The sequence below is a fragment of the Streptomyces eurocidicus genome, assembly GCF_002891295.1.
Lineage (GTDB): Bacteria > Actinomycetota > Actinomycetes > Streptomycetales > Streptomycetaceae > Streptomyces > Streptomyces eurocidicus.
Genome location: NZ_LGUI01000002.1, coordinates 958,952 through 982,064 on the forward strand (window position 1 = coordinate 958,952; position 23,113 = coordinate 982,064).

The following is a 23,113-nucleotide window of genomic DNA, read 5'->3' on the forward strand; positions in this document are numbered from 1 at the left end:
CCCCGCCTACTCCGCGATCGCCGTGCTGTAGCTCCACTGGAAGACCGGCAGCTCGTCCCCGTCGACCACCTCGACATCGCCGGTCGGGACGAAGTGCACGTGCAGCCCGTAGTAAGCCACCGTCACCTTCTCCGGAAGCTCGCTCCCCGCCACCCGGTGCACCCGGTGCAGACCCACCGGCCCACCCCTCAACAGGACTGTCTTCATGAAGAAACCTTCCGCTGGGGGGATCACGACCAGCGCCGCACCCACGCTTGAACGACTTGACGAAGCGGACCAGGGGCCCGAACGGTGGTCGAGAGCCTCGGGGGAGGCGAGATCACGGAGCTGCGGTAGAGAGACTGAGGGAGCGGCGCCACCTGGTGTGCTCATGACGTCCGCCTGGAGACCGCCCGTACGGAAGGCTCCGTCGTGCGGCGGTCAGCGGGTCCCTGTCTGTGGCTCAGGCTTCATGGAGAAGCGTTTCAGCGACTTGAGCCGCGAACGGCACAGGACCTGCTCTCTGCACCATGCCTGTGCGCAGGCTGAAAAGCACTCCCTTTGCAGAGGCGTATGAGAATATTCGGAGCACACAATTCCGCCCGGCGGTACAACTGATACCGCCGCGCCCTGGACGCGCCCCTTCTGCGATGCCACAGGAAAGTGCGGGGGCGGGAGTGGCGTGAGGTCACCACACCGCACATGGCTGGACAGCGGCGGCGTCAGCGTCGGCTCGTCATCCGAGAACCCCCGATTTGCCACCGGCACCTTAAAGGCGTGAGTGATGGTGAACGAGCCTGCGAGCACTCGTGACCACCCGGGAGCGCGCGGTCGGCGCGGCGGATCAGCTGTGCTGTGACAGGCCGACAGCGTCTGCGCCCGCGGGGGAGGAGCCCCCGCGGGTGCAGACGGCGGTGCTCCCACCCACCCCGGCACAGGGCCCACCTGCCTGGACCCTGCCGCCGGACTTCCGGGGGCGGCCCTGCTCTGCCAGGCCGCCCCGCCTCGGTCGGGAAAACGACGGGGTGTCATCGACGGCTGCGCGGAGGCACGTGGCCGTTGTCTGTCCTTGCGGAGCCGTGAGGGGAGCCGGTAGCGGTGAGGGCGCCGGCCGGAGTGCGGCAGGGCCGGGCCGGGTCCGTCGTGTGCGGCGGAAGGTGGTGTCTAGGCGTGGTAGATCGCGTACATGCGGCCGTTGTGGGTCGTGAGGGAAGGGGCGGCCAGGGAGGTACAGGCCCACGGCCCACGCGTGATCTGTACAGCGGGATCCGTCCACCTCCAGCTGCCGGTGCTGCCGGTGTCGCGCCAGGCCAGGTAGGGATGGCCGTTGGTGCCCGCGTGGGCCATCCATTCGTAGCGGCCCGCGTGGTGCACGGTGGGGGCATGACGGGTTCGCCACCTGGGCAGTTCCTCGCCGCTCCAGCCGGATGCGGGCCCCGTCCCGCTGTACCAGGAGAAGATCGAATCGTTGTTTCTGCGGTGGTCGACACTGACCTTGCCATGGGTGAAGCCCAGCGCGGGGGCGCTGTGGGCGGTGAAGTCGGTGCTGCCGCCGACGCGCTGGGTGGTGTTCCACGTGGTGCCGGAGACGTAGTCGGCGACGTAGACGCGGTTGTTGTCGCCGGTGTGCGCGGACCACAGACGGCCGTCGAATGCGGCCAGGGACGGGCCCAGTGCGGAGGTCCAGCCGCTGATCGAGTAGAGAAGGCTCCACTCCCGGCCGTCGAACCAGGCGTGGTAGATGCGGCCGTCCCTTCCGGTGTGCAGCCAGTGCAGCCGGTCCTGGTGGACGGCGAGCGCGGACGGCTGGTCGCTGACGGTCACGGCGATGGTCCGCGGGGTGGTCCACGCGGCCCCGTCGTAGCGGCTCCACACGATCTTGTTGTCACCGGTCCGGGAGAACACGGTGTACAGGTCGCCGCGGTAGGAGGCGAGGGCGGGTGTAGTCGTGGTCTTCCAGCCCAGCGGGATCGGCGCGCTCCATTCCCCCGCGTCGGACGGGGCCGGGCCCTGGGCGCGGCTGGTGATCTCGATGCTGCCGACCGGGTAGACGGGGCGTTCGCCGGTGTAGCGGACGCGGAGCTTGTGGTGGCCGTCGCCGTTGAAGTTCCACTCCAGGCTGGGCTGGTGGTGCAGGATGGCCATGTCGTCGCGGGTGAGGACGAAGGTGCGGCTGCAGGAGAGGTCGTCGTGGTTGCGCAGGGTGTCCATGAGCGCGATGAACACCTTGGCGATCTCGTAGGCGATCGCCACCGGCAGGGGTATCGGGTCGAGGATCGCTCCCACCGGGGTGCTCAGGACGAGGTCGATCTGCTCGACGGCCCGGTTCAGGGCCTGCTGCAGTGCGGTGTACCACTCCGAGCTGCTCTGGTCGGCCTCCCACACCTGGATGCCGGCGACCATGAGTTCGTTGCTGGACTGCTGGTCCAGGAACACCTTCTTGCCGGTGGAGAAGGTGCGGGTCTGGCCCTGCTTGACCGCTCCGAACTCCTCGGAGACGAACGTCTGTCCCCGGCCGTCGCCCACGCCGGCGGCGGAGGCGAAATAGATCTCGTCCTTGCCACCGCCCTGGTCCCCGACCGCGCGGACGACGTAGAAGTTGTCCATCTCCATCTTCACCCGCCACGACGCTCCGGCGTCCGGCCCGGTGTCGGCCGCCCCGGCGCGGGTGCCGGTGCCAAGGGAGGGGTGACGGGCCACGCCGGTGACCGCGAAGCCCCTCTCGCGCATCGCCTCCACCAGCCCCGGGTCCTCCTCCGTCCGGCCCGCGGCGATGTCCTCGACGGTCAGCAGCGAGACGTTCGGCGCCTCGAAGGCCTCACGCGCCAGCTGCGGCAGCACCTGCTCCAGATCCGCGATCGCATACCCGGAGGAGACCGGCCGCTCGGCGATGACCGCGGGCACGGTCAGGGTCCCGGGCGCCGCGCTCCGCACCGTCTCCCGGTACGCGGTCCCCCACTCCCTCAGCTCCTTGTCCTCCACAACCGTGCCCAGCGCGTCCACCAGCACCTGCTCCAGGCTGGTCAGAGCCCGGCTCCCGCGCGCGTCCGCACCGTGCAGCGCGACCCCGAAAAAGAGATTGCCCAGTCCTCCCGACGCCAGCGCCGCCTTCGTCCGGCCGCTCTGACCGCGGCCGGTCAGCAGTGCCTTCAGCCGCTCGATCCGCTCCTCCTGCGAAGGCCGTATGTCCGCCATCGTGACCTGTTCCTTCCTTGCGCCCCGCACTCCGGCGCGCTGATCTTGGTAGTCGCTTCAGACTGATCGGCCACCGGCCCGCAGCAGGGCGGAATCCCGGAAACCATCTCCGAGATGGCGCAAATGCATACTTTCTGGCGTAAAACGCACTGTTGCGCTGACCAGGCAAGTCGGCTTCTCCTCCAGACCGCCTCCGCCTCCGCCTCCGCCTCCGCCTCCGCCTCCGCCTCCGCCTCCGCCTCCGCCTCCGCGTGGCCGAAGCGCCGGAAGCAGCTCACTTTCGCAGCCCCCCTTTCGTCGCATTCGGAAATAAGTGAAGAGCGCATCCACGAACGACGTCAGACGGCCGACCGAAGGAATCGATTGATGTATCGGACGGTGGGTCGCTTCTTACCGGACGAGCTCAATCGCATCCATAGCATCACTGTGCAATATCGATGCTACGGAGATGACGTCGGCGGAAGCTGGAGACTTACGGCTGCCGTCGGGTCCCGGAGGGCAACATGGTTTCGGCTCACTCGCTCACCTTCTCGGCGCTTCGCCCCCTGATCCCGTCGAACATGGAAATGCGCCGGCTTTCCCCGCCATGGCGACTACTTGATGACGTGGCGCTCGAAACGATGCGCGCGGAAAGCCCACAGGCCGCCCGGGAGATCGTGGCACAGCGTTGGGACGCCCGGCAGGCACAATGGTTGCCGAATGCCTTCTCGCTTTCCGGGCGTCAGGAGAGCGCGGTGGGGCTGCGCCTCGCGGCTATCAGCCTCAATTGCGGTTGGCACGAGGTGATACCGAGGCAGCCGTCGCTGTCGGTCCCGGTTCCGGAGCGGTTCAGGTCCCTCTGGAAGGTGGTGGCGCATCGGCTGGGAACGGAAGACCTCGGTGCTGCCCCGTTGCTCGGCATCGCCAACTACGGCTCGGATGACACATCGAGAGGCGCCATCGTTCCCGCACTGCGGTGGTCGGCCACTGATGAGCCCAGCCGTATCGACCTGCTTCTCGCCGCAGCGGCACGGATCGACGCGATCACCGCGCCGGTTCTGGGGGAGAGCCGCTTGCTGAACGAGCCGGCTACTCGGCCGTGGGCGGTGCTTCGTGTGATGGACCGGATGGTTCAAGCGCAGCGGATGGTGCAGGAGCTGCTTGCCAGGCAGATCGAGGCGGTCACCCATGCGCCGTTCACCACGGTCGGCCAGGAAGCCGCCATGGTGTTGGGGTCAGGCGCCCCTGATGCCCCGTACAGCATTCCGTCCCGGATGGTGACCCCCGTCCAGCAGGCGCTGGACGCGCTGCTTGGAATGCCGCTGGTCGGGCGCGGGGCGTGGCACGGGAGGGGAGCCCGCAGGCATCTGACGGAAGACCAGATCGTGGCGCTGCGCGCGCTCGACCGGGTGGGTGACGCGGTGCGCGCGCTGGTGCTCCGGCGCGAGCAGGTGGCTCGGGCGCACAGGGCCGCCGTGGCCGAGGTCTGCCGGAGCCAGACGCTTTACCGGCGCCTCATCAACGCGGTCACGGGGCCCGTCGCGGCATTGCCCATGCGGGACGCGGACTGGGACCAGCGGTATGCGCAGGGGCAGTAGAGGCGGGAGGCCAGGCATTGCCCAGAGGTCGGCCGCCGTCTGTCAGTCCGCTGCGATGGCCGTGTTCCTTCTGCTTTCGTGGTGGGTCGCGTGGGGACCGGGGCATCGCGCCTTGGAAATCCCCCGCGGTACGCCGCACGCCGAGGCACTGCCTTCCCCCGAGCCGTTACCGTCACGTGGCGCGACCCTGGCCGACAGCTTCCCGGCGGACCCGAAACTGAGCCTTCGGGGCGGTTTCACGACGGTGAGCGGGCACGACGTGCCGGCGATCCCGAGAGGGAACGGCCGGCGGTTGACCTACCGGGTGGATGTCGAGGACGGGCTGGCGGAGCGGGGCTTCGACGCCGGACTCTTCGCGTCCTTCGTTCAGCGGACCCTGAACGATCCGCGCGGCTGGGCCCACGACGGAGCCCTGTCTTTCGAGCGGGTGTCGGACGGGCGCGCCGACTTCGCCGTCACGCTCGCCAGTCCCGGAACGGTCAACACGTGGTGCGCGAAGGCGGGGCTGGACACATCGGAGCAGGTGGTGTCCTGTGATGTGTACGGCGAGGAGCGCGTGATGATTAATTCCTACCGATGGGCGCTCGGTGCGCCGACCTACGGGAAGGACACGCTCGGTTACCGGCGGATGCTGGTGAACCACGAGGTCGGGCACCGGATCGGGCATGACCATGAGACGTGTGGCCGGAGCGGGACCCCGGCGCCTGTGATGATGCAGCAGACCAAGACGCTGACCACCGGTACGGCCGTCTGCCTGCCGAATCCGTGGCCCTATCCGGAGCGATCGTGATACGTGGTGCGCGGGCGGCCCGCCCGCGCACCACGTATCAGCGGAGGATGGCCCGCAATTCCGCGTCGATGTCGTAGTGCTCGTGCTCGGAGCCGACCGGCACGAGTTCCGTCGTCTCCCGGCACCAGGCGGCGATGTCCGCGGCCCGCGCGGAGAGCAGACAGAGGCCCGAACGGGAGAAGAGACTGAGATACACCCGGTGGCCGCTGTCGTGATTCAGCACCCATACCGAAACATCCCCGTCTCCAGTGAAAGCGGAGAGGCCGTCCAGCAGCAGTTCCCGGGCGAAGGTCCATGAGACGGCCGCTCTGCCGGCATGCCGGAAGCTTGCCGTGACTTCGTAAGGGCGGTCCGATCTGTATTCGAGTCGGGTCAGTACGGGATCCCTGTGCCGACCGCTTTCCAGCAGCATATGAACATTGCTTGTGATGATGGCCGTCATGCGGTGATTCTCCGGATACTGTGTGCCAGTTGCAGGAATTGCCTGATGAAATGCTAATCAGGATTCTTGTCGCGATGAAGAGATTCACCTGATCGATAACTTTACGCAGGAAAGTGAGAACTTTTGTGAATTGCGATCGACGGAGGATGTCTCCGTGAGTGTCGAATCCCCGTCCGGCGCTCCCGGCGGCCGTTCCACCGGGCCGAGCACTCCCCGGCCGCCACGTCTGAGGGAGCGCGCGGCCAGGGAAGTGCCCGGGTGGGCCGCGTGCGTCGTGGCGGCGCTCGGGGCAGTCGGCTGCCTCGTGCTGACCGCCCTGTCGGAGGGGTGCCTGCCCGGTTTCGCCGAGTGGCCGGATTCGTACCCGTCGCCGGCCCTGCAGGCGGCGCGGGTCGCGGCCGTGGTCTGCGCCGTCCTCGCCTGCTTCGCGGTCGCGGGCCTGACCCGCGGCGCGGACGGCGTGGCCACGGTGCTGAGCCGGCGCCGCGGCTACCGGGGCACGGTCCGTGGTACCGGGCTCGTCTGGGTGTCCCCCCTGCTCGGCCGGCACCGTGTCGACGTGCGGCTGCGGCACTGGCGGACCGACGAGATCCATGCCGTGGACCTCCACGGCATCGCGCTCAGGGCGGAGACCCTCGTCGTGTGGCGCATCCGGGACACGGCGCGTGCGATGTTCGCGGTGGTGGACTACGAGAAGTACCTCGCGGCCGTCGTCGAGGCGGCTGTCGTCAAGGTCATGGCGGCCATGCCCGGCGAGGCGTGCGAGGGCGACGGCCCGTCCCTGCGCGACAACGAAGAGCTGGCGGCCCGCCTCACCGCGGTGGTCGCCTCCGAATGCCGTCCGGTGGGGCTTGAAGTCTTCTACGTGCGGCCGTCCCGCGTCGGATACGCGCCTGACATGGCCGCGGCGATGCGGCAGCAGCAGCTTCTCGCGCTGGACGCGCGCCTTCGGCAGACCGTGGTGGACAACCTCCTGAACACCGTCGAGGACACCGTGGAGGGCCTCTCGCGGCGGGAGATGGCAAGCCTGGACGCCCGCCAGCGGAGCAAGTTGATGTGTGACCTGACGGTCGCCTTCTACGCGGCCCGGGGTGCCGCCCCCCTGTCGGCCCGGGAGTTGCCCGGAGCTCCCGGCGACCGCCAGGGCGCGTAGCCGGGATCCGAGGTGCGGCCCCCGGGACCCGGGACGGGGCACTTCCTTCACCTTCGGCTTCGTAGGCGTTGACCATCGGCACGATCCTCCTGGCCATGATCAAGAGCATTGTCGGTCTCGATTGAGGATGGTCGTCCATGCCGCTTCCCGTATTCCTCGAACTGCCCTTCCCCGTGGACTGCGACTGCCCCGGCTGTGCTGCGGCGTCCACAGCTGCCGGGTCCGCGCCGTCGGTCGGCCGACGGCCCGCGTGTGCGCGGGCCAGGAGGATGGCGACGGCGACCACCTTGGCCGGCGTGGCGATCGTGGGTGCCGTCGCGCCTCAAGCCCACGCCGACGGGGCCCGTACCGTGGCCGCGGACTCCGCCGACGCCGCGGTGCACCCCCAGGCCGGCACCTCGCCTCTGCGTGGCGCGGCCGATGCCCGGCAGCGCGTGACTCGCGCACAGATCCTGGCGCGGGCCCAGAGGTGGGTCGATGCCGATGTGCCGTACAACATGAACGGTTACCACGAGGGTTACCGCACCGACTGCTCCGGCTTCATCTCCATGGCCTGGGCCCTGCCCGGCAATCACTGGACCGGTGATCTCGACGAGTACGGCGTACGCATCACCAAGGACCAGCTGCGACCCGGCGACATGCTGCTGTTTCACAACGCGTCCGATCCGCAGAGGGGGTCGCATGTGGTCCTCTTCGCGGGTTGGGCGAACGCGGAGCGCACACGGTACGTGGCGATGGAGGAAAACGGCCGTCTCGGTACGGTCAAACGCACGATCCCCTACGCGTACGTCTCGAACTCCCCGTCGTACATCCCTTACCGATACAAGAACCTCCAGGAGGACGGCGGCGACGATGGCGCGCCCGGAGGCGCCTTCCCGGGGACGGACCGCTTCGGACCCGGCGCCGACAACGCGTACGTCACCAGACTCGGCACCATGCTGGTCGGCCGCGGCGGCGGAGGTTTCTACAAGGAGGGCCCCGGACCGACCTGGGGCCCGGCTGACGGTGCCGCCACCCGTGCCTTTCAGGAGGCGCAAGGATGGCGAGGAGCCGACGCCGACGGAATCCCCGGTGCGCACACCTGGCGACTGCTCGTCGAAGGCCGGGGCCGCGACATCGGCCGTGGCCGCGGAGGCCGCGCCGACGCTGTCCCGGAATTCCCCGGCGCACACCACTTCGGCCCCGGCCGGAGTAACCGGTTCGTGTCGCTGCTGGGGAAGCAACTGGTGAAGAAGGGCTTCGGCACGTGCTACGGCGAAGGGCCGGGACCGGTCTGGAGCGAGTCCGACCGCCGCGCGGTGGAAGCGTTCCAGCGGGCACAGGGATGGCGCGGCTCCGATGCCGACGGACTTCCGGGGGCCCACACCTGGCGGTTGCTGTTCTCCTGAGACGCGCATCACTGCGGGCGGCGAATGCAGGGCATAACCTGCCTTTACAGGATTAATTCTTTATATGTCAGCGGAGGGTCTCGGTGACCGTTCCCACTCGTCCGGACGCCTTCGAGCGCTGGTATTTCGCGCTCATGGCACCGGCCGGGCGGACTCGATGGATCCGTGCGGACCTGCTGATGGTCGCCCTCGTGGCCGTAGGGGCATTGAACAGCGCCTTCAAACCCACAGCGGGGCTGGTCCACGGCCTCCTGCCCAGCCTCGCCATCGCACTGGTGGTCACGATCGGCTTCCTATGGCGGCGGAGGGCGCCGCTCGCGGTCGCTCTGCTGGTCATGGCGGGTCTGGCCCTCATCGGCACCCGTCTCCCGGTTTTCTTCGCCCTCTACGGTCTGGCCAGGTACCAGGGGCGGTACCGGCCGGCTGTCATCGGATTCTGCTGCGTGGCCTTCGTCCCGCTGATGGTCCTGGTGCCCGGAAACCTCGGGGACTCTTTTCTGGAAGACCTCCTGATCTCGGTCGTCTACGTCCTGCTCCCCGTGGTCTTCGGCCTGGGAGCGACGGCCTACGAACGCAGCATCACGGCACTGCGGGAGGAACGTGAGCGCCGAGTCGCGCAGACTCGGGCGGAAGAACGTATTCAGCTGGCCCGCGAGATGCATGACGTCCTGGGCCACCGCATCGCGATCATCGCCATGCACTCCGGGGCCATCGAATTCGTGCCGGGTGCGACACCGGAGAGCAGACAACTGGCGAGAGCCGTCGGCGACACGGCGCGGGCCGCCATGCGCGACTTGCGACAGGTGCTGTCCGCATTGCGCGACGGCAATGACTCCGTGATCACGGGGCACCGCTTGACGGACCTGCACACCTTGGTGGCCGACGCACGCTCCTCGGGCCTTGACGTCACCTTTGCTCCGGCGGCCGTCGACGGTGTCCCACCGGAGATCTCGCTGACCGCGTACCGCACCGTCCAGGAAGCCCTCACCAATGTGATGAAACATGCCCCGGGGGCGAAGACCGAGGTGCGGGTCACCGTGGCCGGCGGAAGGCTCGGGACATGTGTGCGTAATGCTCCGGCGTGTACCGCCGCGCCGCGGACCGAGATGGGGGGAGGTGGATTCGGCATGGTGGGGCTACGCGAGCGGGTGTCCCTTCTGCGCGGGGATTTCCACGCGGGGCCGACGCCGGAAGGAGGCTGGGAGGTCTCGATGTCGGTACCGCTCGACACCCTCTCGGCCCCCTGTCCGGATTCGTGAGAAGCGGACCGACTTCCGGCGACGCGGTTGTTCGCCTTTGGTGATGTCCGATGTGCAACTCTCTCTAGTGCTTGGCCACCGAACGAAATGCGTAAGGGCCCGGACCGAAGGAGCAAGGCATGATCCGAGTGCTGGTGACGGACGATGAACCGCTCGTTCGGTTCGGGCTGCGCATGCTGCTCGACGCGGCGGAGGACATCGTTGTCGTCGGCGAGGCGGCCGACGGAGCGGAGGCACTGGCCCGTGCCCGGGAACTGGCGCCGGACCTCGTGCTGACGGATCTGAGGATGCCCGGCATGGACGGCATCACCGCCACCAAACAGCTGCTGGCCCTCCCCAACCCTCCCGCTGTCCTCGTCCTGACCACCTTCGACACCGAAGAAGGTGTGACCACGGCCCTTGAGGCCGGGGCAGCCGGCTACCTCCTGAAGGACGCTCCGCCCGAGCAGGTGGTCGGCGCGGTACGACTCGTGGCATCCGGCGGCACGGTCCTCGCCTCGGCATCCGCCGCCCGTTTGCTGGAGGCGTCCCGTACGCGGAGCGACGGGGCCCAACGGATCCCCGCCGAACAGCGGCGGCGACTGGAGTCCTTGGGTCCGCAGCAGCGTGACATCCTCCGCCTGCTCGGAAGCGGCATGCCGAACGCCCAGATCGCCCAGCGCATGTACCTGACCGAGGGCACGGTCAAGGCATACGTCTCACGCCTGCTGACCACCCTGAAGCTCGAGAACCGTACCCAGGCGGCGATCCTGGCCCACCAGGCAGGGCTGCTGGACGAGCAGTGACACATGCGGGCCACCGGCCGGCGGTCCGGCCGGCGGCCCGCGGCCGGGTGGCTCCCCGGCCGGACGGTTCAGCCGAGCGTCTTGATCAGTAGCTCGAATTCCAGGTCGGGACGGCGCGGGATGCCGAAGCGCTCGTCCCCGTAAGGGAAAGGACTCATACTCCCTGTGCGCCGGTAGCCGCGACGCTCGTACCAGGAGATCAGTTCCGCACGCTGCTTGATGACCGTCATCCGCATCTCGCTCATCCGCCACTCTGCCCGTGCGATGCGCTCGGCCTCGGCGATCAGCAGCTTGCCGATGCCGCCGCGCTGGAGATCGGGGCGCACCGCGAACATCCCGAAGTAGGCGTGGTCACCATGGTGTTCGAGCTGGCAGCAGGCAATGAGAGCGCCGTGGTGCTCGGCCATCAGCAGGCGGTTCGCCGGGTCGCCCACGATCGCCTCGATACCCTCGGCGTCGGTGCGCTGCCCGCCGAGCAGGTCGGCCTCCGTGGTCCATCCCGTTCGGCTCGCGTCACCGCGGTACGCCGACTCTATGAGCGCGACCAGCCCGGGTACGTCGGTCGTGGTGGCCGCGCGGTAGGCCGGCTCGATGGTGGGGGTGTGCATGTCCCGCTCCTCTCATGCCTCGTCGGGGGGCAGCAGCCGCTGGCGAGCGCAAGCGAGCCGTTCCAGTTTGAGGACCGCGGAACCCTTGTCATTCAGGAGGGACGGGCCGTCTCCGGTGAAACGGTGGCAGATGCCGCTGTGCGCCGCGTACACATCCGAGAGAGTCGCCCGCAGCGACCTCTCGGCATCGAGGACGCGCGGCGCCCTGTGCTGTGCGGCTTCGATGCCCCAGGCGCGCAGGCCGCCGACCAGGACCCGGTGGTCCGCCGACCACAGGCCGGAGAAGCCCGTCGCCGAGTCCTCTCCCGCCCGGCTCATGGCAGGGCGTATCGCGTCCTCGTAATCCTGCCGGCTGAACGAGGCCGTCAAGCGCAGAGCACTGGCGGATGCGGCCAGGAACACGTCCGCTGTCCTGATCCCGAGAACTGACTCCGGGACATCGGTCGAACACGCGACGGCATGCCGCAGGCCGACCACCGCACCTTGGATGAGGGCGAAGAACAGCCGGTGCCCGAGAACCCAGCACTCCTCGGGCGACGCGGTGGCCGTGGCCGCGGTGACACTCGCGGGTGTGATGCCCGCGGCCTGGAGGGCGAGCCTGAGGCTCGGCGCGTGGGCGGTTCCGGGCGTGGTGGCGTACGTGGTGGCCAGCGCGTGGACGAGGAGGGACACGGGGTCGCCGGCGGAGCGCGCGACACCGAAGAAGGCGTCGAACGTGGCCTCATGCTCGTCCGGAAGCCGTATCGGGTCACCCGTCGGAGGCGAACCGAGGGCCGTCGTCGCGGCTCGGCGCAGTGCGTGGACGTCGGCCGGCAGTCGCTCGGGCGGGGCCAGCCACAGCGGTGACCGGACAAGGGGGCTGTTGAGCATGGGGATTACCTCTGTGATGGAAACGTGTACGTCGTGCTCTGGGAGGGGCGGCCAGGGTGCGGCCAGGTCGTGCCTGCCATATGAGCCGACACCGCGGTGAAGGCTGTGATGCAGGGGCCGGACACGGGCGTTACCCCTCAGGACGAGCCGGACCGTGCCGTGGAGCGCGATGGCTCCCGGGACGCCGTTGTCGCTCGTGGCCGTCCGCATTCCACAGCCTTTCATTGTGATTCCTTGAGCGCAGTGGCCGAACGGCAGTGAGTTATCGGGATGTTCTCCTCACCGAGGTAGTGGGGCTGGGCATCGAAAGCTGCGTGCTGTGGCTTTCGGTACCCAGCGCTGATTCACGTATGTGGGGGATCGGTTTCCCTTGAGGGTCCGTGGACGACCGCGGTCATTTTGATCTTCGATGCCGGGCGACGAAAGGTAATGACTGTCGGCCGGGTCGGGACAACTTTCGGCCCGCCCTTACGCGGTTGAGTTCTGGGGAGCGCCACGTCGAAGTGGCGCGAGATACCCACGTCGAAGGGAATACTCATGGGTAAGGCAATGCACGCAGGCAGGGCCAAGCGTTGGTCGAAGCTGGCGGCGGTGCCGGTCGGTGTGCTGGCTTCCGGGGCGATGGTGCTCGGTGCCACGCACGCGACGGTCACGGCCTCCACCTGGAATGAGGGCAATACGATCGCGTCCGGCAAGTGGTCGAAGGCAGAGGTGAACAGCAACAAGGCCGACCAGGCGTTCATCAATGTCAGTGCACTGGAGCCGGGCCAGTCGGGCAGCGCCGTCGTTGAGTACACCTTCGCGTCCGATATCGGGGGAGTGGAGGGGCAGGAAGGCATGCTGATGCTGAAGGATATGACTGCCAAGGACGCTGGCGGCAACCCCGTCGGGAACGTCAAGGACTCGGACCTCGCCCAGTATCTGAAGCTGCAGTTCACCATCAAGAATCTGTCGACCGGCAAGGTCGACGACACTGGTATCAACAGCGTTGCGCGCCTGGCCCAGGAGGGCGAGGGTGAGGATGCTTCCGTCCAGCTCTGGAGGAAGCTTCTTGATGAAGACAAGACCAAGAACAAGTACGAGGTCACTGTCCAGTGGACCCTGGACGCCAATGCGCCCGTAAAGGCTCAGAAGAGCACCGTTGGCTTTTCTCTCGGCGCCACAGTGGATGATCTGAAGGGCTGAGTCGGATCGGCCAGGGCAGGCAGAGAAGGAAGGCGTGTGAATGAACGCGGTTGAGTCCACGGCGGCGCCCCGCGTCACCGAGACCGACGAGAGCTGGTGGCACATCCTGCGCGTGTCGGGCTGCCGGGTGCTCGTGACCATGGTGACGACTCTGATGTGCCTGCCCGTTGCCGCACTCGCCTTGGGTTGGAAGCCTGCTGTCGTGGTCTCGGGTTCCATGGAACCAGCACTCAGCCGGGGTGATGTGGTCGCCGTGCGCTCCGTGGCCGCAGCCGACGTCGGTGGCGGTGCTGTCATCGCCTTCAACGACGCTACGCACGGCGGCCGTTTGACCACCCACCGGGCGGTCCAGCGGAAGGACGGCGACTCCTACGTCACCAAGGGCGACGCCAACCGGACGCCGGACTCCATGCTTGTCACTCCGGACAAGCTGAAGGGTGTGGTCTCGGCCGTCGTGCCGTGGGTCGGCAGCGCCTGGCTGTGGTTGCAGGAAGGCGACTGGCACTGGTTGATCCTGGCCGTCCTGCTGTACGGGGCGGCTCTCCGGGGGTGCCTCGAAGGCCCGCCGGGCGGCAAGCGCAGAGCGGCCCGCACGGCTCCGGAGCACTGACACCGGGGCAACGACACCCGAGTCGGCTTCGCAGTGCGATATTGCCTGCGAAGCCGACTTTTCCTTTTTCATATCTCTTATGGGAACTCCGGAGCAACTTTCGTTGCTCCGGTTGTTGACTTCCGGGCCGGATCGGATGACATCCGCACCCTGTCGCGCAGACCTCGAAAGTTGCATCCTTTTGAGGAAAGCAGTAATGGCTGGGCCGGCCCTGGCGCGCAATGTGGCGCGGACATGGAATCCAGCGGCGCAGAGCTGTCTTGTTCTCCCTCGGGTAATTCAGCTGCGCTGCCCGTGCCCGTGTAAATAAGGAACGATCATGGCATCCACTTTGATGAAGGATGCGCCCGGGCAGGGGAATGCTGCCGGCGGCGGAAAGACCTTCTTCGGCCACCCCAGAGGCTTGGCCACACTCTTTATGACCGAGATGTGGGAGCGCTTCAGCTTCTACGGTATGCGGGCCCTGCTCGTGTACTACCTCATCTCGGGCGGCCCCGACGGCGCCGAGGAAGGGCTGCAGGGCGGCGGCCTCGCCATGACCGCCGCGATGGCCTCGTCGATCTATGCGGTCTACCTGGCGATGGTCTACCTCCTGGCCGTACCCGGTGGCTGGTTCGGTGACCGCCTGTGGGGTCCGCGGAAGACAGTCGCCATCGCGGGCGGCGTGATCATGGCCGGTCACTTCACCCTCGCCGTTCCCGGCGCCCCGGCGTTCTTCATCGGGCTGGGGCTTGTGGCGCTGGGCTCGGGCCTGCTCAAGGCGAACATCTCCACGATGGTCGGCCAGCTCTACGCAGGCCCCCAGGACCCTCGGCGTGACGGCGGCTTCACGCTCTTCTACATCGGTATCAACCTCGGCGCCTTCGGCGCGCCCTTCGTCATCGGTACGGTCGGCGAGACCGTCAGCTGGCACGCCGGGTTCGCGCTCGCCGGCGTCGGCATGGCGCTGGGGCTGGTGCAGTTCCTGATCGGTACGAAGCACCTGGACCCGCGAAGCAGCGTCGTTCCGAACCCGCTGTCCCCGCAGGAACGCGCGCGCTGCCGGAAGAAGGGGCTCGGCTGGCTCCTCGCCGCCGCGACCTGCTGCGGTGTGGTCGTCGCCTCCGGCGCCTTCTCCCTCGACCGGGTGCTCCTCCCGATCACCCTGCTCGGTCTGATCGTTCCTGTCGTCGTGCTGACCCGTATCAAGCGGGACAAGGAGCTCACCGGCGCCGAGCAGGCCAGGATGAGCGGCTACATCTGGTTCTTCATCGCCGCGGCCGCTTTCTGGATGATCTACGACCAGGGCGGTTCCACGCTGTCCGTCTTCGCCGCGGGTTCCACCGCGGGTGAGCTGTTCGGATTCGATTTCCCGGCGACGTGGTTCCAGGCGCTGAACCCGCTGTTCGTCATGGCGCTGGCGCCGGTGCTCGCCTGGCTCTGGCTGTGGCTGGCGCGGCGACGTCAGGAGCCGGGTACGGCCGTGAAGTTCGCGATGGCGCTGCTGTGCATCGGCGGCTCCTTCTTCGTCTTCCTTCTGCCCATGGCGGCGGCCGCGGACGGCTCGAAGGTGAGTCCGATGTGGCTGGTGTCGATCTACCTGGTCCAGACGGTCGGTGAGCTGTGCTTGTCTCCTGTCGGCCTGTCCGTCACCGCCAAGCTGGCGCCGGCCAAGTACGGCAGCCGCATGATGGGCGTGTGGTTCCTGTCCGTCACCGCGGGCAACTGCGTCACGTCGCTGCTGGGGCTCGCGAACGTCGACCTCAGCGGTGGGGGCGCGGTCACGGCCGAGGCCGTGTTGGCGGCGATCGCGGGCCTGGGGATCTTCATGTACCGCAAGAGGATCGCGGCGCTCACGGAAGGGTGAGCTGAGCGTCATCAGTCGACTGGGCCGGGCAGTGCTTGCTCGGCCCAGATGACCTTGCCGCGGGCGAAGTAGCGGGTGCCCCAGCGTTCGGTGAGCTGGGCGATGAGGAAGAGCCCGCGGCCTCCTTCGTCCTCGTCGGCGGCATAGCGCAGGTGGGGCGAGGTGCTGCCGGTGTCGTAGACCTCGCAGATCAGGGAGCGGTCGTACAGGAGGCGGACCCGGATCCCGCCGGGCGCGTAGCGGATGGCGTTGGTGATCAGTTCGCTGAGGGCGAGCTCGGTGGTGAAGACCAGCTCCTCCAGCCCCCACCGGGTCAGTTGCCGAGTGATGTCCGTACGGGCGTCGGCCACTGCCGAGGGTTCGCAAGGGACGTCCCATTCAGCGATCCGGTCGGGGGCCATCCGACGGGTCCGGGCCACGAGGAGGGCGATGTCGTCGCTCTGACGGGCGGGAAGCAGGGCCTGGAGCACGGCCTCGCAGGTCTCCTCGGGCGGTCGGCCGGGCGATGCCAGCGCCGCGCGGAGAGTTGTCAGACCGCTGTCGACGTCGCGCTCGTTCGCGATGAGCCCGTCGGTGTAGAGGGCGAGACTGCTGCCCTCCGGCAGGTGCAGCTCCACGGCTTCGAAGGGCAGGCCGCCCACGCCGAGCGGTGGCCCCGCGGGGAGTTCGGGGAATTCGACGGTGCCGTCGGGCCGGACCAGCGCGGGCAGGGGATGGCCGGCGCGAGCGAGGGTGCAGGTGCCGGTGGTCGGGTCGTAGATCGCGTACAGACAGGTGGCGCCGATGATGGTGGGTTGCCCCTCCGCGCCGCCCATGTCGTGGTCGATGAGAGCGACGAGCTCGTCGAGATGGCCGAGGAGTTCATCCGGTGGCAGATCGAGGGCGGAGAAGTTGAGGACGGCGGTACGCAGGCGTCCCATGGTGGCGGCGGCGTGCAGGCCATGGCCGACGACGTCACCGACGACCAGGGCGACGCGGGCGCCGGGCAGGGGGATGACGTCGAACCAGTCGCCGCGCACCCCGGCCGGGGCGGGCAGATAGCGGGAGGCGACCTCGAGGGCGCTCTGCTCGGGGATCCCGCGGGGGAGCAGGCTGCGCTGGAGTGTGACCGCCATGGTGTGCTCGCGGGTGTACCGGCGAGCGTTGTCGACGCAGACGGCCGCACGGGCGGCGAGCTCCTCGGCCACGGCCAGGTCGTCCTCGTCGAGGGGAGGGCTCTCGCCCATCCGCCAAAAGTTCGCGACCCCCATCAGGACGCCACGCGCCATCAGCGGCGCGGAGATGAGTGAGTGGAGACCGTACCCCAGGACCAGCTGCGTGCGTTCGGAATCGCCCGCGCGCCATTGGGCGGCCGCTGCTACGTCGGGCACGAGGACGGCCTGTCTCCTGCCGAGCGCCTCGGCCATGGGGGTGCTCGGGGGATACGTGTACGTCTCGCCGACTTGGTAGAGCGGGTGTCTGTAGCGGCCGCTGAAGGCCACTCGGTGCAGCTCCGGTGTTTCGGCGTACGAGCTGGGGGACGGCTCGTCGCCGTGCAGGACGGGTTCGGCGAGATCGACGGTGACGTAGTCGGCGAACCGGTGAGAGGCCACCTCGGTGAGTTCCTCGGAGGTGCGTGTGACGTCCAGGGTCGTACCGATGGCCACGCTTGCCTCGTACAGCAGCCGCAGCCGGCCTTGGGCGGCCTCCGCTCTGCCCGAGATTTCGCGGAGTTCTGTGGTGTCCCGCAGCGTCGCGACGCTGCCGGCGGGGCGGCCATGTGATTCGGTGGGCCGGTTGTTGACTGCCAGCAGCCGGTCGCCGACGGGCAGTACCTCGTCGGTGACGACCCGGCGGGACAACAGCACGTCGGTCATCCGGGCATCGAGGGCGAGGCCGGAGACGGGGCGGCCCTCGACGTCGGGGGAGAGGCCGAGGAGTCGGCGTGCCTCGTCGTTGGCGAGGACGACGTTCCCCTCGTCGTCGACGATGACGACGCCCTCGCGCACCGCGTGCAGCACCGCGTCGTGATGCTCGTACATACGGGTCATCTCGGCCGGACCCAGACCATGGGTCTGCCGTCGCAGCCGCCTGCTCACCAAGCCCGTTCCCACGGTCGCCAGGGCGAGCCCGCCGACGCCGACCCCGGCGACGAACGGCAGCTCGCGGTCGGTGTCACTGCTCACCTCGTCGACACCGAGCCCGGCGGACACCATGCCCACGACCTTGTCACCGTCCCGCACCGGAACGACGGCCTGCACTCTCTCACCGTCGGGGCCGTGGACGGTCTCCACGGTGACGCGGCCGGCCAGCGACGGTGCGAGGGTGCCGACGAACTTCCCGCCGATCCAGTCCGCCTGAGGGCCCGTGTAGCGGATGCCGTCCCGGTTCATCACGATGACGAAGTCGACATCTGCCGCTTTGCGAGCCGCTTCGGCCAACGGCTGCAGCGTCGAGCTCGGATCGGGTCCGCGCAATGCCTGCGGCAGGCCGACGCCGTGGGCGAAGCCCTCCGCGGCAGCGAGAGAGCGGGCGCGTGCCGCCTGAAACCTTTCGCCGCGGGACTCGAACACCAGCGTGGTCACGACGGCCGCGACGAGCAGGACGATGATCAGGACTTGCAGGAGGAACATCTGACCGGCGAAGCCGCGCAAGAACGCCGCTGGATTCCTGTGCCGCGTAGAGGGCGCTGTTCGGGTCATGGGGCACGTCTTACCGCGCTGCCGGACGACGCGACACACACCACGCCGTGGCACCGCAGGACCCTACGATCTCGGTCGGCCCGGTCCGGCGAGGCGCCGGGCGAGGTGCGTCGGCGGCACACCCATGCCGTCTCCGGTCACCTGCCGACAACCTCGGTGCCGAGGTTGAGGGTGCAAACGATGGAGAGGACAAGGGCGAAGTCGAAGGTGTTCGCGAGTCCGATTCCGGCGAGGAGTTTCACCCCGTGCCGCGCGGGTGCGGGGATGCGCTCGGCGCCGTTGAACAGCCGCACACCGTGCCCGGTGCGCTGCGACTCGATCGCGATGACGGTTCCCGCGAGGCCGTAGAAGAGGGTGGTGGAGGCGAGCGCACCGCAGACGACAGCCGCCGTGACCTCGCCGATCGACTGCCCGATCACCGCCGCGGGCCGCACCCCCCACGACTGCCACAACCGGACCAGGGCGAGCTGGAACGCGACCAGGGTGGGCTGGATGCGGTCCACGCCCGTGAGCCGGTCCGGATGAACGATGACATCCCTGAGGGAGAACCCCGGCTCGCCCGCGATCAGCGGCTCGATCTCGTCGATCGCGGCAGTGAACACCGGCTCCGTGTCCAGCAAGGACCGGCCCATGCCGGCCCACTGCGAACCCTGCCCCGTGAAGACCAGCACCGGAGCCGCGCGCTCCCCGTCAAGGACCGGACGGCCTGCCACCGCGGACCCGGACTCCCCCCGCGCGTAGTCACGCAGCCGGCCGGTCAACTGCTCCCTGGTGGCGGCGGGCACCGCGAGACGCTCAGCGGCGTGGGAGCGGCGCACCGCGAGCGTGTGCGCCACGTCGGCGAGCGGCGTCGCCGCACCGGTCGGGCCGTCCAGCCAGTCCGCGAGCCGCCGCGCCGCCGTCGGCAACGCCTCGGGTGAGGAGGTGGACAGGACGAACAGCCGCACATCCTCGTCCGCCGCGGCAGCCGGGCGGGGCGGAGGCCGCCGGGGAGCCGGTGGCTCCTCGACGATGACGTGCGCGTTCGCGCCGGAGATGCCGTAGGAGCAGACCGCCGCGAGGCGTGGGGGGCCGTCCACCGGCCACGGCGTCATCGTGGTGGGCACGAACAGACGCGAGTCGGCATCGAGCGGGATGGAGGAGTTCCAGGCACGGAAATGGAGATTTCCCGGCACGTGCCCACGGCGTACCGACTCGACGGCCTTGATCAGACCGGCGATGCCGGAGACGGGTTCGGAGTGACCGACGTTGGTCTTCACCGACCCCAGTGCGCACCGGCCGCGCCCCCGGCCGTACACGGCGTTGACCGACGTGTACTCGATCGGATCCCCCTGCGCGGTGCCCGGCCCGTGGGCCTCGACCAGACCGACGTCCCCAGGGTCGATGCCGGCACGCTCACAGGCCGCGCGGAAGACTTCCTGCTGCACCAGCGTGGACGGCGCGGTCATCCGCTCCGACTGCCCGTCGCAGTTGACAGCCGAGCCCCGGATGACCGCCAGGACCCGGTCCCCGTCCGCGAGCGCGTCTTTCAGCCGCTTGAGGACCACCACCCCGGCGCCCTCGCCACGGACATAGCCGTCGGCCCGCTCGTCGAACGCGTAACACCGGCCGCGCTGCGACGTCAGCCATCTGGCCTCGTAGTGCAGGGTCTCCGGCGACACCATCAGCAGCACAGCCCCCGCCAGGGCCATGTCGCACTCACCCGCCGTCAGGGCCTGGCACGCGCTGTGCACGGCAACCAGCCCGGACGAGCACATCGTCTCGACAGCCATGGCCGGGCCACGCAGATCGAGCGCGAATGTGATAAGGGCCGGAGCGTTCGCCGCGAAGCCCCCGAAAATGTAGTAACCATCGATCCAGTCGCGCACCGGCCGGGCATTCCGCAGCATTTGGTCCGGGGCGTACATCCCCAGATACACGCCGGTCCGCGAACCACGCAGGGCCGCCGTGGGAATACCGGCGTGCTCCACCGCGTCTCATTCATGAGATCTTCGCGCCCTGCACCACCCTCACGCACCCGTACGTGACACCTGTGGTTCAGGACCACAACAGAGCCGCTGAGCCGCCAACAGCGCATGCTCGCGAGCCCGGAACGCCGGCCGATCCCGGCATCGGCCGCGACCGACGCCCGGGGGCCCGGGTTTCGGGGATGGCTGGATTCGCGTTCTCCCTTGTGGTCCCTGCCGAGGGCTAGCGTGCTCCGGCGCGGGGGTCTGTTGGACGATGAAGGGGACGTATCCGGCGTGTTCTACCACCTGTTCAAGTCCATCGTGCTGATACCGCTGCTGCGGTGGGGGTTCAGGCCGCGGGTCGAGGGGCGCGGGTATCTCCCGACCACCGGTCCTGCGATCATCGCGGGCAACCACCTGTCCTTCTGCGATCATTTCCTGATGCCGGTGATGATCAGGAGGCGGATCGCGTTCCTGGCGAAGCAGGAGTACTTCACGGCCCCCGGCCCCCTCGGTCGTCTGAAGGCGGTTTTCTTCCGCGGGATCGGTGCGATCCCCGTCGACCGCTCGGGCCGTCACGCGGCGCAGGCGGCCGTCGACAGCGGCCTGGATGTCCTGGGCCGTGGACAGTTGCTGGGCATCTATCCGGAGGGAACCCGTTCCCATGACGGGCGTTTGTACAAGGGGAAGGTCGGCGTGGCCGCCATGGCCCTGCGCGCCGGGGTTCCCGTCATCCCCTGCGCGATGATCGGTACGTTCGAGGCGCAGCCCGCCGGGCGTCTGCTGCCGCGTCTGACCCCGGTGACGATCCGTTTCGGTGCCCCTCTGGACTTCTCGCGCTACGCGGGGATGGAGGAGGAGCGTTTGGTGCTGCGCGCAGTGACGGACGAGATCATGTATGCGATCTTGAAGTTGTCGGAGCAGGAGTATGTGGATACCTATGCCGCGGAGGCGAAGGCCGCCCTGCACACCCCGCCCACCGGTGCTGCCGCCGGGCCTGCCGGGGTGGCTGCCGCACCGGCGGTGTCCCGTCAGGAGCCCCGCGCCGCAGCCTGACCCCCCGGGGGCCCGTCCCCCGCAAGGGTTGTCACCGGCCCCGGCCGCCCGGGCTGCGGCGGCCCCGGCCGGGCGGCCGCTCTGGTCACAGCCCTGTGGTGGCACCGGCCCTCCGGGTGGGCGGCGGGTCCGGCCCGGTCCCGCGCCGGTATTCGGTTCCCGGCGCCGTCCCGGCTTCTGGCGCCGGGGGAGTGTCCGGCGGGAGGTCTTCCCCTGCCCGTCGCTGTTTCGAGCGACGGGAGAGCGGCGAGGTCCAGAGCCCCGCCAGGAGGCCGGCATCCCGCCCGCACGGTGCCGGCCCGTTGCCGTACCGTGCCGGTGAGCGCCGCGTCGGCCCACCCGGAGCGCTCAAAGGCCAACCGGGACGCCCGGACACCCAAGGACGGTGGCGGCCGGGGGTGCTCGCCCTGGTCCGACGCCGGGCGGGATGACGGGCGGATGGTTATGGAGTCCGTGTCGGCCAGGCAAACCCGTCCTCCCCCGGTGGGCTCTCGAAGGTCACCTTTCCGGCAGCGCTGTGAAGACTGACGGCGTCCCTTCGTACCCGGAAGGGGCCGTAGACCGTCGGCCAGGGACCGGACCTCTCCGGCGTCGCGGCCGGAGGACGGGCAGCGGCCTGTCGCCCGGCTCCCCGGCGGCAGCGCCGCTGAGATCGACTTCGACACGCGCAGCCATGCCGCCGCCGTCCGCTGACTGCCCTCCGGGGAACCCGTGCCGGGCGGCGGACGAACGCCCACGCGCGGCGCGTGCCCGGTGGGCGGTCGGCTTCGGGAAGAGCGCTTCGACTTCCAGCCCTCGTGTTCACTCCTTCAGGGGAAAGTGGTAGAGGAGTTCTTTGCCGCGGATGTCTTTCGGTAACGGCTGTGATGCGACGTCCCCATGACAGCGGCCCGTGAAAGGGAGTCTCCCGTGCCCGTGCCCACCGTGATCGACCACAAGGCCCGCACCTACAGCCTGGCGCACGCCTACTGGCTGGCCCAGGCGGCCGACCTCTCCTACAAGGACCGGGCCGTCATCGAGGAACAGGCGCGGAACTGGGGCTTCGACCGGGTGCGGCACCACGCGACACGGTTCACGCCGCCGTTCCCGCTGGAGGACACCCAGGCATTCACGATGGCCAGCGACGACATGATCATCACGGCTTTCCGGGGCACGGAACCCGCGCAGATCCGCGACTGGCTCTCCGACGCCACGACCCCGCCCTGGCCGGGCCCGGCGCGGACGGGCTTCATCCACTACGGCTTCGGCCAGGCCCTGGAGTCCATCTTCCCGGAGGTGAAGGACACCCTCCACGAGTACCGGAGGAACGGTCAGACCGTGTGGTTCACCGGCCACAGCCTGGGTGGCGCGCTGGCCATGCTCGCCGGCGTACGGCTGTGCCTGGAGGAGCCGAAACTGCTGGCCGACGGCGTCTACACCTATGGTCAGCCCCGTACGTGCGACCGGCTGCTGGCGGCCGCGTGCAACAAGGGCCTCAAGCAGCGCCTCTTCCGGTTCGTGAACAACAACGACATCGTGCCGCAGCTGCCGCCCGAGCCCGCGTACACCCACGCCGAGGCCCTGCGGTACATCGACGCCGCGGGCAAGGTCCACGAGAGCATGTCGTTCCTCGGCGGCCTCGCCGACCGGGCGAAGGGCCTGACAGCGGACGCCCTCGCGCCCGCGAGCGACGGCGTACGCGACCACTCGATCCGCCGGTACATCGCCGCGCTGGAGAAGAACCTGACCTGACCGGCCGGT

General features: G+C 68.9%; 18 protein-coding genes. 11 read left to right on the plus strand and 7 right to left on the minus strand.

The genetic code is table 11. The features are described from left to right. Positions 1–6: 6 nt before the first annotated feature. On the minus strand, positions 7–207 hold the full coding sequence (locus AF335_RS09025; protein WP_102917742.1) for a DUF5988 family protein: 201 nt from the start codon (positions 205–207) through the stop codon (positions 7–9). Positions 208–1,143: 936 nt separating this feature from the next. Then, on the minus strand, positions 1,144–3,174 hold the full coding sequence (locus tag AF335_RS09030) for a PLL family lectin (protein ID WP_102917743.1): 2,031 nt from the start codon (positions 3,172–3,174) through the stop codon (positions 1,144–1,146). A gap of 503 nt (positions 3,175–3,677) precedes the next feature. On the opposite strand from AF335_RS09030, the gene AF335_RS09035 reads away from it, so the two are divergent. After that, a complete protein-coding gene (locus AF335_RS09035; protein ID WP_102917744.1) occupies positions 3,678–4,751 on the plus strand; it encodes a hypothetical protein in 1,074 nt (357 codons plus the stop codon). Between the two features lie 55 nt (positions 4,752–4,806). Further along, entirely contained in the window at positions 4,807–5,541 is a 735-nt protein-coding gene (locus AF335_RS09040; RefSeq protein ID WP_228773431.1) for a DUF3152 domain-containing protein, read from the plus strand. A gap of 37 nt (positions 5,542–5,578) precedes the next feature. Here the strand turns inward: AF335_RS09040 and AF335_RS09045 are convergent, their stop codons facing one another. Further along, positions 5,579–5,983, minus strand: coding sequence for an SsgA family sporulation/cell division regulator (locus tag AF335_RS09045; RefSeq protein WP_102917746.1), 405 nt, complete (start codon positions 5,981–5,983; stop codon positions 5,579–5,581). A 154-nt stretch (positions 5,984–6,137) separates the two neighbouring features. Here AF335_RS09045 and AF335_RS09050 point away from each other — a divergent pair, with 154 nt between their 5' ends. The 4 genes from AF335_RS09050 to AF335_RS09065 all read left to right on the plus strand — a co-directional run bounded on the left by AF335_RS09050 (position 6,138) and on the right by AF335_RS09065 (position 10,568). After that, on the plus strand, positions 6,138–7,136 hold the full coding sequence (locus tag AF335_RS09050) for an SPFH domain-containing protein (RefSeq protein WP_170127639.1): 999 nt from the start codon (positions 6,138–6,140) through the stop codon (positions 7,134–7,136). Between the two features lie 296 nt (positions 7,137–7,432). After that, positions 7,433–8,524: a peptidoglycan-binding protein gene (locus tag AF335_RS09055; RefSeq protein WP_376697860.1), complete on the plus strand. Its 1,092-nt coding sequence runs from the start codon at positions 7,433–7,435 to the stop codon at positions 8,522–8,524. Between the two features lie 179 nt (positions 8,525–8,703). After that, complete coding sequence (locus AF335_RS09060; protein ID WP_170127640.1) at positions 8,704–9,783, plus strand: sensor histidine kinase; 1,080 nt, start codon at positions 8,704–8,706, stop codon at positions 9,781–9,783. Between the two features lie 119 nt (positions 9,784–9,902). After that, a complete protein-coding gene (locus tag AF335_RS09065; RefSeq protein WP_102917750.1) occupies positions 9,903–10,568 on the plus strand; it encodes a response regulator in 666 nt (221 codons plus the stop codon). A gap of 68 nt (positions 10,569–10,636) precedes the next feature. Here the strand turns inward: AF335_RS09065 and AF335_RS09070 are convergent, their stop codons facing one another. Continuing rightward, entirely contained in the window at positions 10,637–11,176 is a 540-nt protein-coding gene (locus tag AF335_RS09070; protein WP_102917751.1) for a GNAT family N-acetyltransferase, read from the minus strand. 12 nt (positions 11,177–11,188) lie between these two features. Continuing rightward, positions 11,189–12,046, minus strand: coding sequence for a hypothetical protein (locus tag AF335_RS09075; protein WP_146045478.1), 858 nt, complete (start codon positions 12,044–12,046; stop codon positions 11,189–11,191). 537 nt (positions 12,047–12,583) lie between these two features. Here AF335_RS09075 and AF335_RS09080 point away from each other — a divergent pair. The 3 genes from AF335_RS09080 (at position 12,584) to AF335_RS09090 (ending at position 15,687) form a co-directional block, all read left to right on the plus strand. Continuing rightward, positions 12,584–13,231 carry a hypothetical protein gene (locus tag AF335_RS09080; RefSeq protein ID WP_102917753.1) on the plus strand — a complete coding sequence of 216 codons (648 nt, stop codon included), beginning with the start codon at positions 12,584–12,586 and terminating at the stop codon, positions 13,229–13,231. Between the two features lie 40 nt (positions 13,232–13,271). Further along, the gene (locus tag AF335_RS09085; RefSeq protein WP_102917754.1) at positions 13,272–13,841 is read left to right on the plus strand and encodes a signal peptidase I; all 570 of its coding nucleotides are present in this window, start codon (positions 13,272–13,274) and stop codon (positions 13,839–13,841) included. Between the two features lie 319 nt (positions 13,842–14,160). Further along, positions 14,161–15,687, plus strand: a complete 1,527-nt coding sequence (locus tag AF335_RS09090; protein WP_102917755.1) for a peptide MFS transporter — start codon at positions 14,161–14,163, stop codon at positions 15,685–15,687. Between the two features lie 11 nt (positions 15,688–15,698). On the opposite strand, the gene AF335_RS09095 is transcribed toward AF335_RS09090, so the two are convergent. Continuing rightward, the gene (locus tag AF335_RS09095) at positions 15,699–18,299 is read right to left on the minus strand and encodes a SpoIIE family protein phosphatase (RefSeq protein ID WP_102917931.1); all 2,601 of its coding nucleotides are present in this window, start codon (positions 18,297–18,299) and stop codon (positions 15,699–15,701) included. Positions 18,300–18,505: 206 nt separating this feature from the next. Then, positions 18,506–20,338 (minus strand): beta-ketoacyl synthase N-terminal-like domain-containing protein, encoded by a 1,833-nt coding sequence (locus tag AF335_RS09100; protein ID WP_102917756.1) that lies wholly within the window; start codon positions 20,336–20,338, stop codon positions 18,506–18,508. Between the two features lie 273 nt (positions 20,339–20,611). On the opposite strand from AF335_RS09100, the gene AF335_RS09105 reads away from it, so the two are divergent. Further along, entirely contained in the window at positions 20,612–21,373 is a 762-nt protein-coding gene (locus AF335_RS09105) for a lysophospholipid acyltransferase family protein (RefSeq protein WP_102917932.1), read from the plus strand. A 909-nt stretch (positions 21,374–22,282) separates the two neighbouring features. Beyond that, entirely contained in the window at positions 22,283–23,104 is an 822-nt protein-coding gene (locus tag AF335_RS09110; RefSeq protein ID WP_244926965.1) for a lipase family protein, read from the plus strand. The last annotated feature ends 9 nt before the right edge of the window (positions 23,105–23,113 follow it).

What these genes read in the sequence shown, in the direction of transcription:
- AF335_RS09025 (WP_102917742.1), bottom strand. Translation starts at nt 207, where the DNA reads ATGAAGACAGTCCTGTTGAGGGGTGGGCCGGTGGGTCTGCACCGGGTG.
- AF335_RS09030 (WP_102917743.1), bottom strand. Translation starts at nt 3,174, where the DNA reads ATGGCGGACATACGGCCTTCGCAGGAGGAGCGGATCGAGCGGCTGAAG.
- AF335_RS09035 (WP_102917744.1), top strand. Translation starts at nt 3,678, where the DNA reads ATGGTTTCGGCTCACTCGCTCACCTTCTCGGCGCTTCGCCCCCTGATC.
- AF335_RS09040 (WP_228773431.1), top strand. Translation starts at nt 4,807, where the DNA reads ATGGCCGTGTTCCTTCTGCTTTCGTGGTGGGTCGCGTGGGGACCGGGG.
- AF335_RS09045 (WP_102917746.1), bottom strand. Translation starts at nt 5,983, where the DNA reads ATGACGGCCATCATCACAAGCAATGTTCATATGCTGCTGGAAAGCGGT.
- AF335_RS09060 (WP_170127640.1), top strand. Translation starts at nt 8,704, where the DNA reads ATGGTCGCCCTCGTGGCCGTAGGGGCATTGAACAGCGCCTTCAAACCC.
- AF335_RS09065 (WP_102917750.1), top strand. Translation starts at nt 9,903, where the DNA reads ATGATCCGAGTGCTGGTGACGGACGATGAACCGCTCGTTCGGTTCGGG.
- AF335_RS09070 (WP_102917751.1), bottom strand. Translation starts at nt 11,176, where the DNA reads ATGCACACCCCCACCATCGAGCCGGCCTACCGCGCGGCCACCACGACC.
- AF335_RS09075 (WP_146045478.1), bottom strand. Translation starts at nt 12,046, where the DNA reads ATGCTCAACAGCCCCCTTGTCCGGTCACCGCTGTGGCTGGCCCCGCCC.
- AF335_RS09080 (WP_102917753.1), top strand. Translation starts at nt 12,584, where the DNA reads ATGGGTAAGGCAATGCACGCAGGCAGGGCCAAGCGTTGGTCGAAGCTG.
- AF335_RS09085 (WP_102917754.1), top strand. Translation starts at nt 13,272, where the DNA reads ATGAACGCGGTTGAGTCCACGGCGGCGCCCCGCGTCACCGAGACCGAC.
- AF335_RS09090 (WP_102917755.1), top strand. Translation starts at nt 14,161, where the DNA reads ATGGCATCCACTTTGATGAAGGATGCGCCCGGGCAGGGGAATGCTGCC.
- AF335_RS09095 (WP_102917931.1), bottom strand. Translation starts at nt 18,299, where the DNA reads ATGTTCCTCCTGCAAGTCCTGATCATCGTCCTGCTCGTCGCGGCCGTC.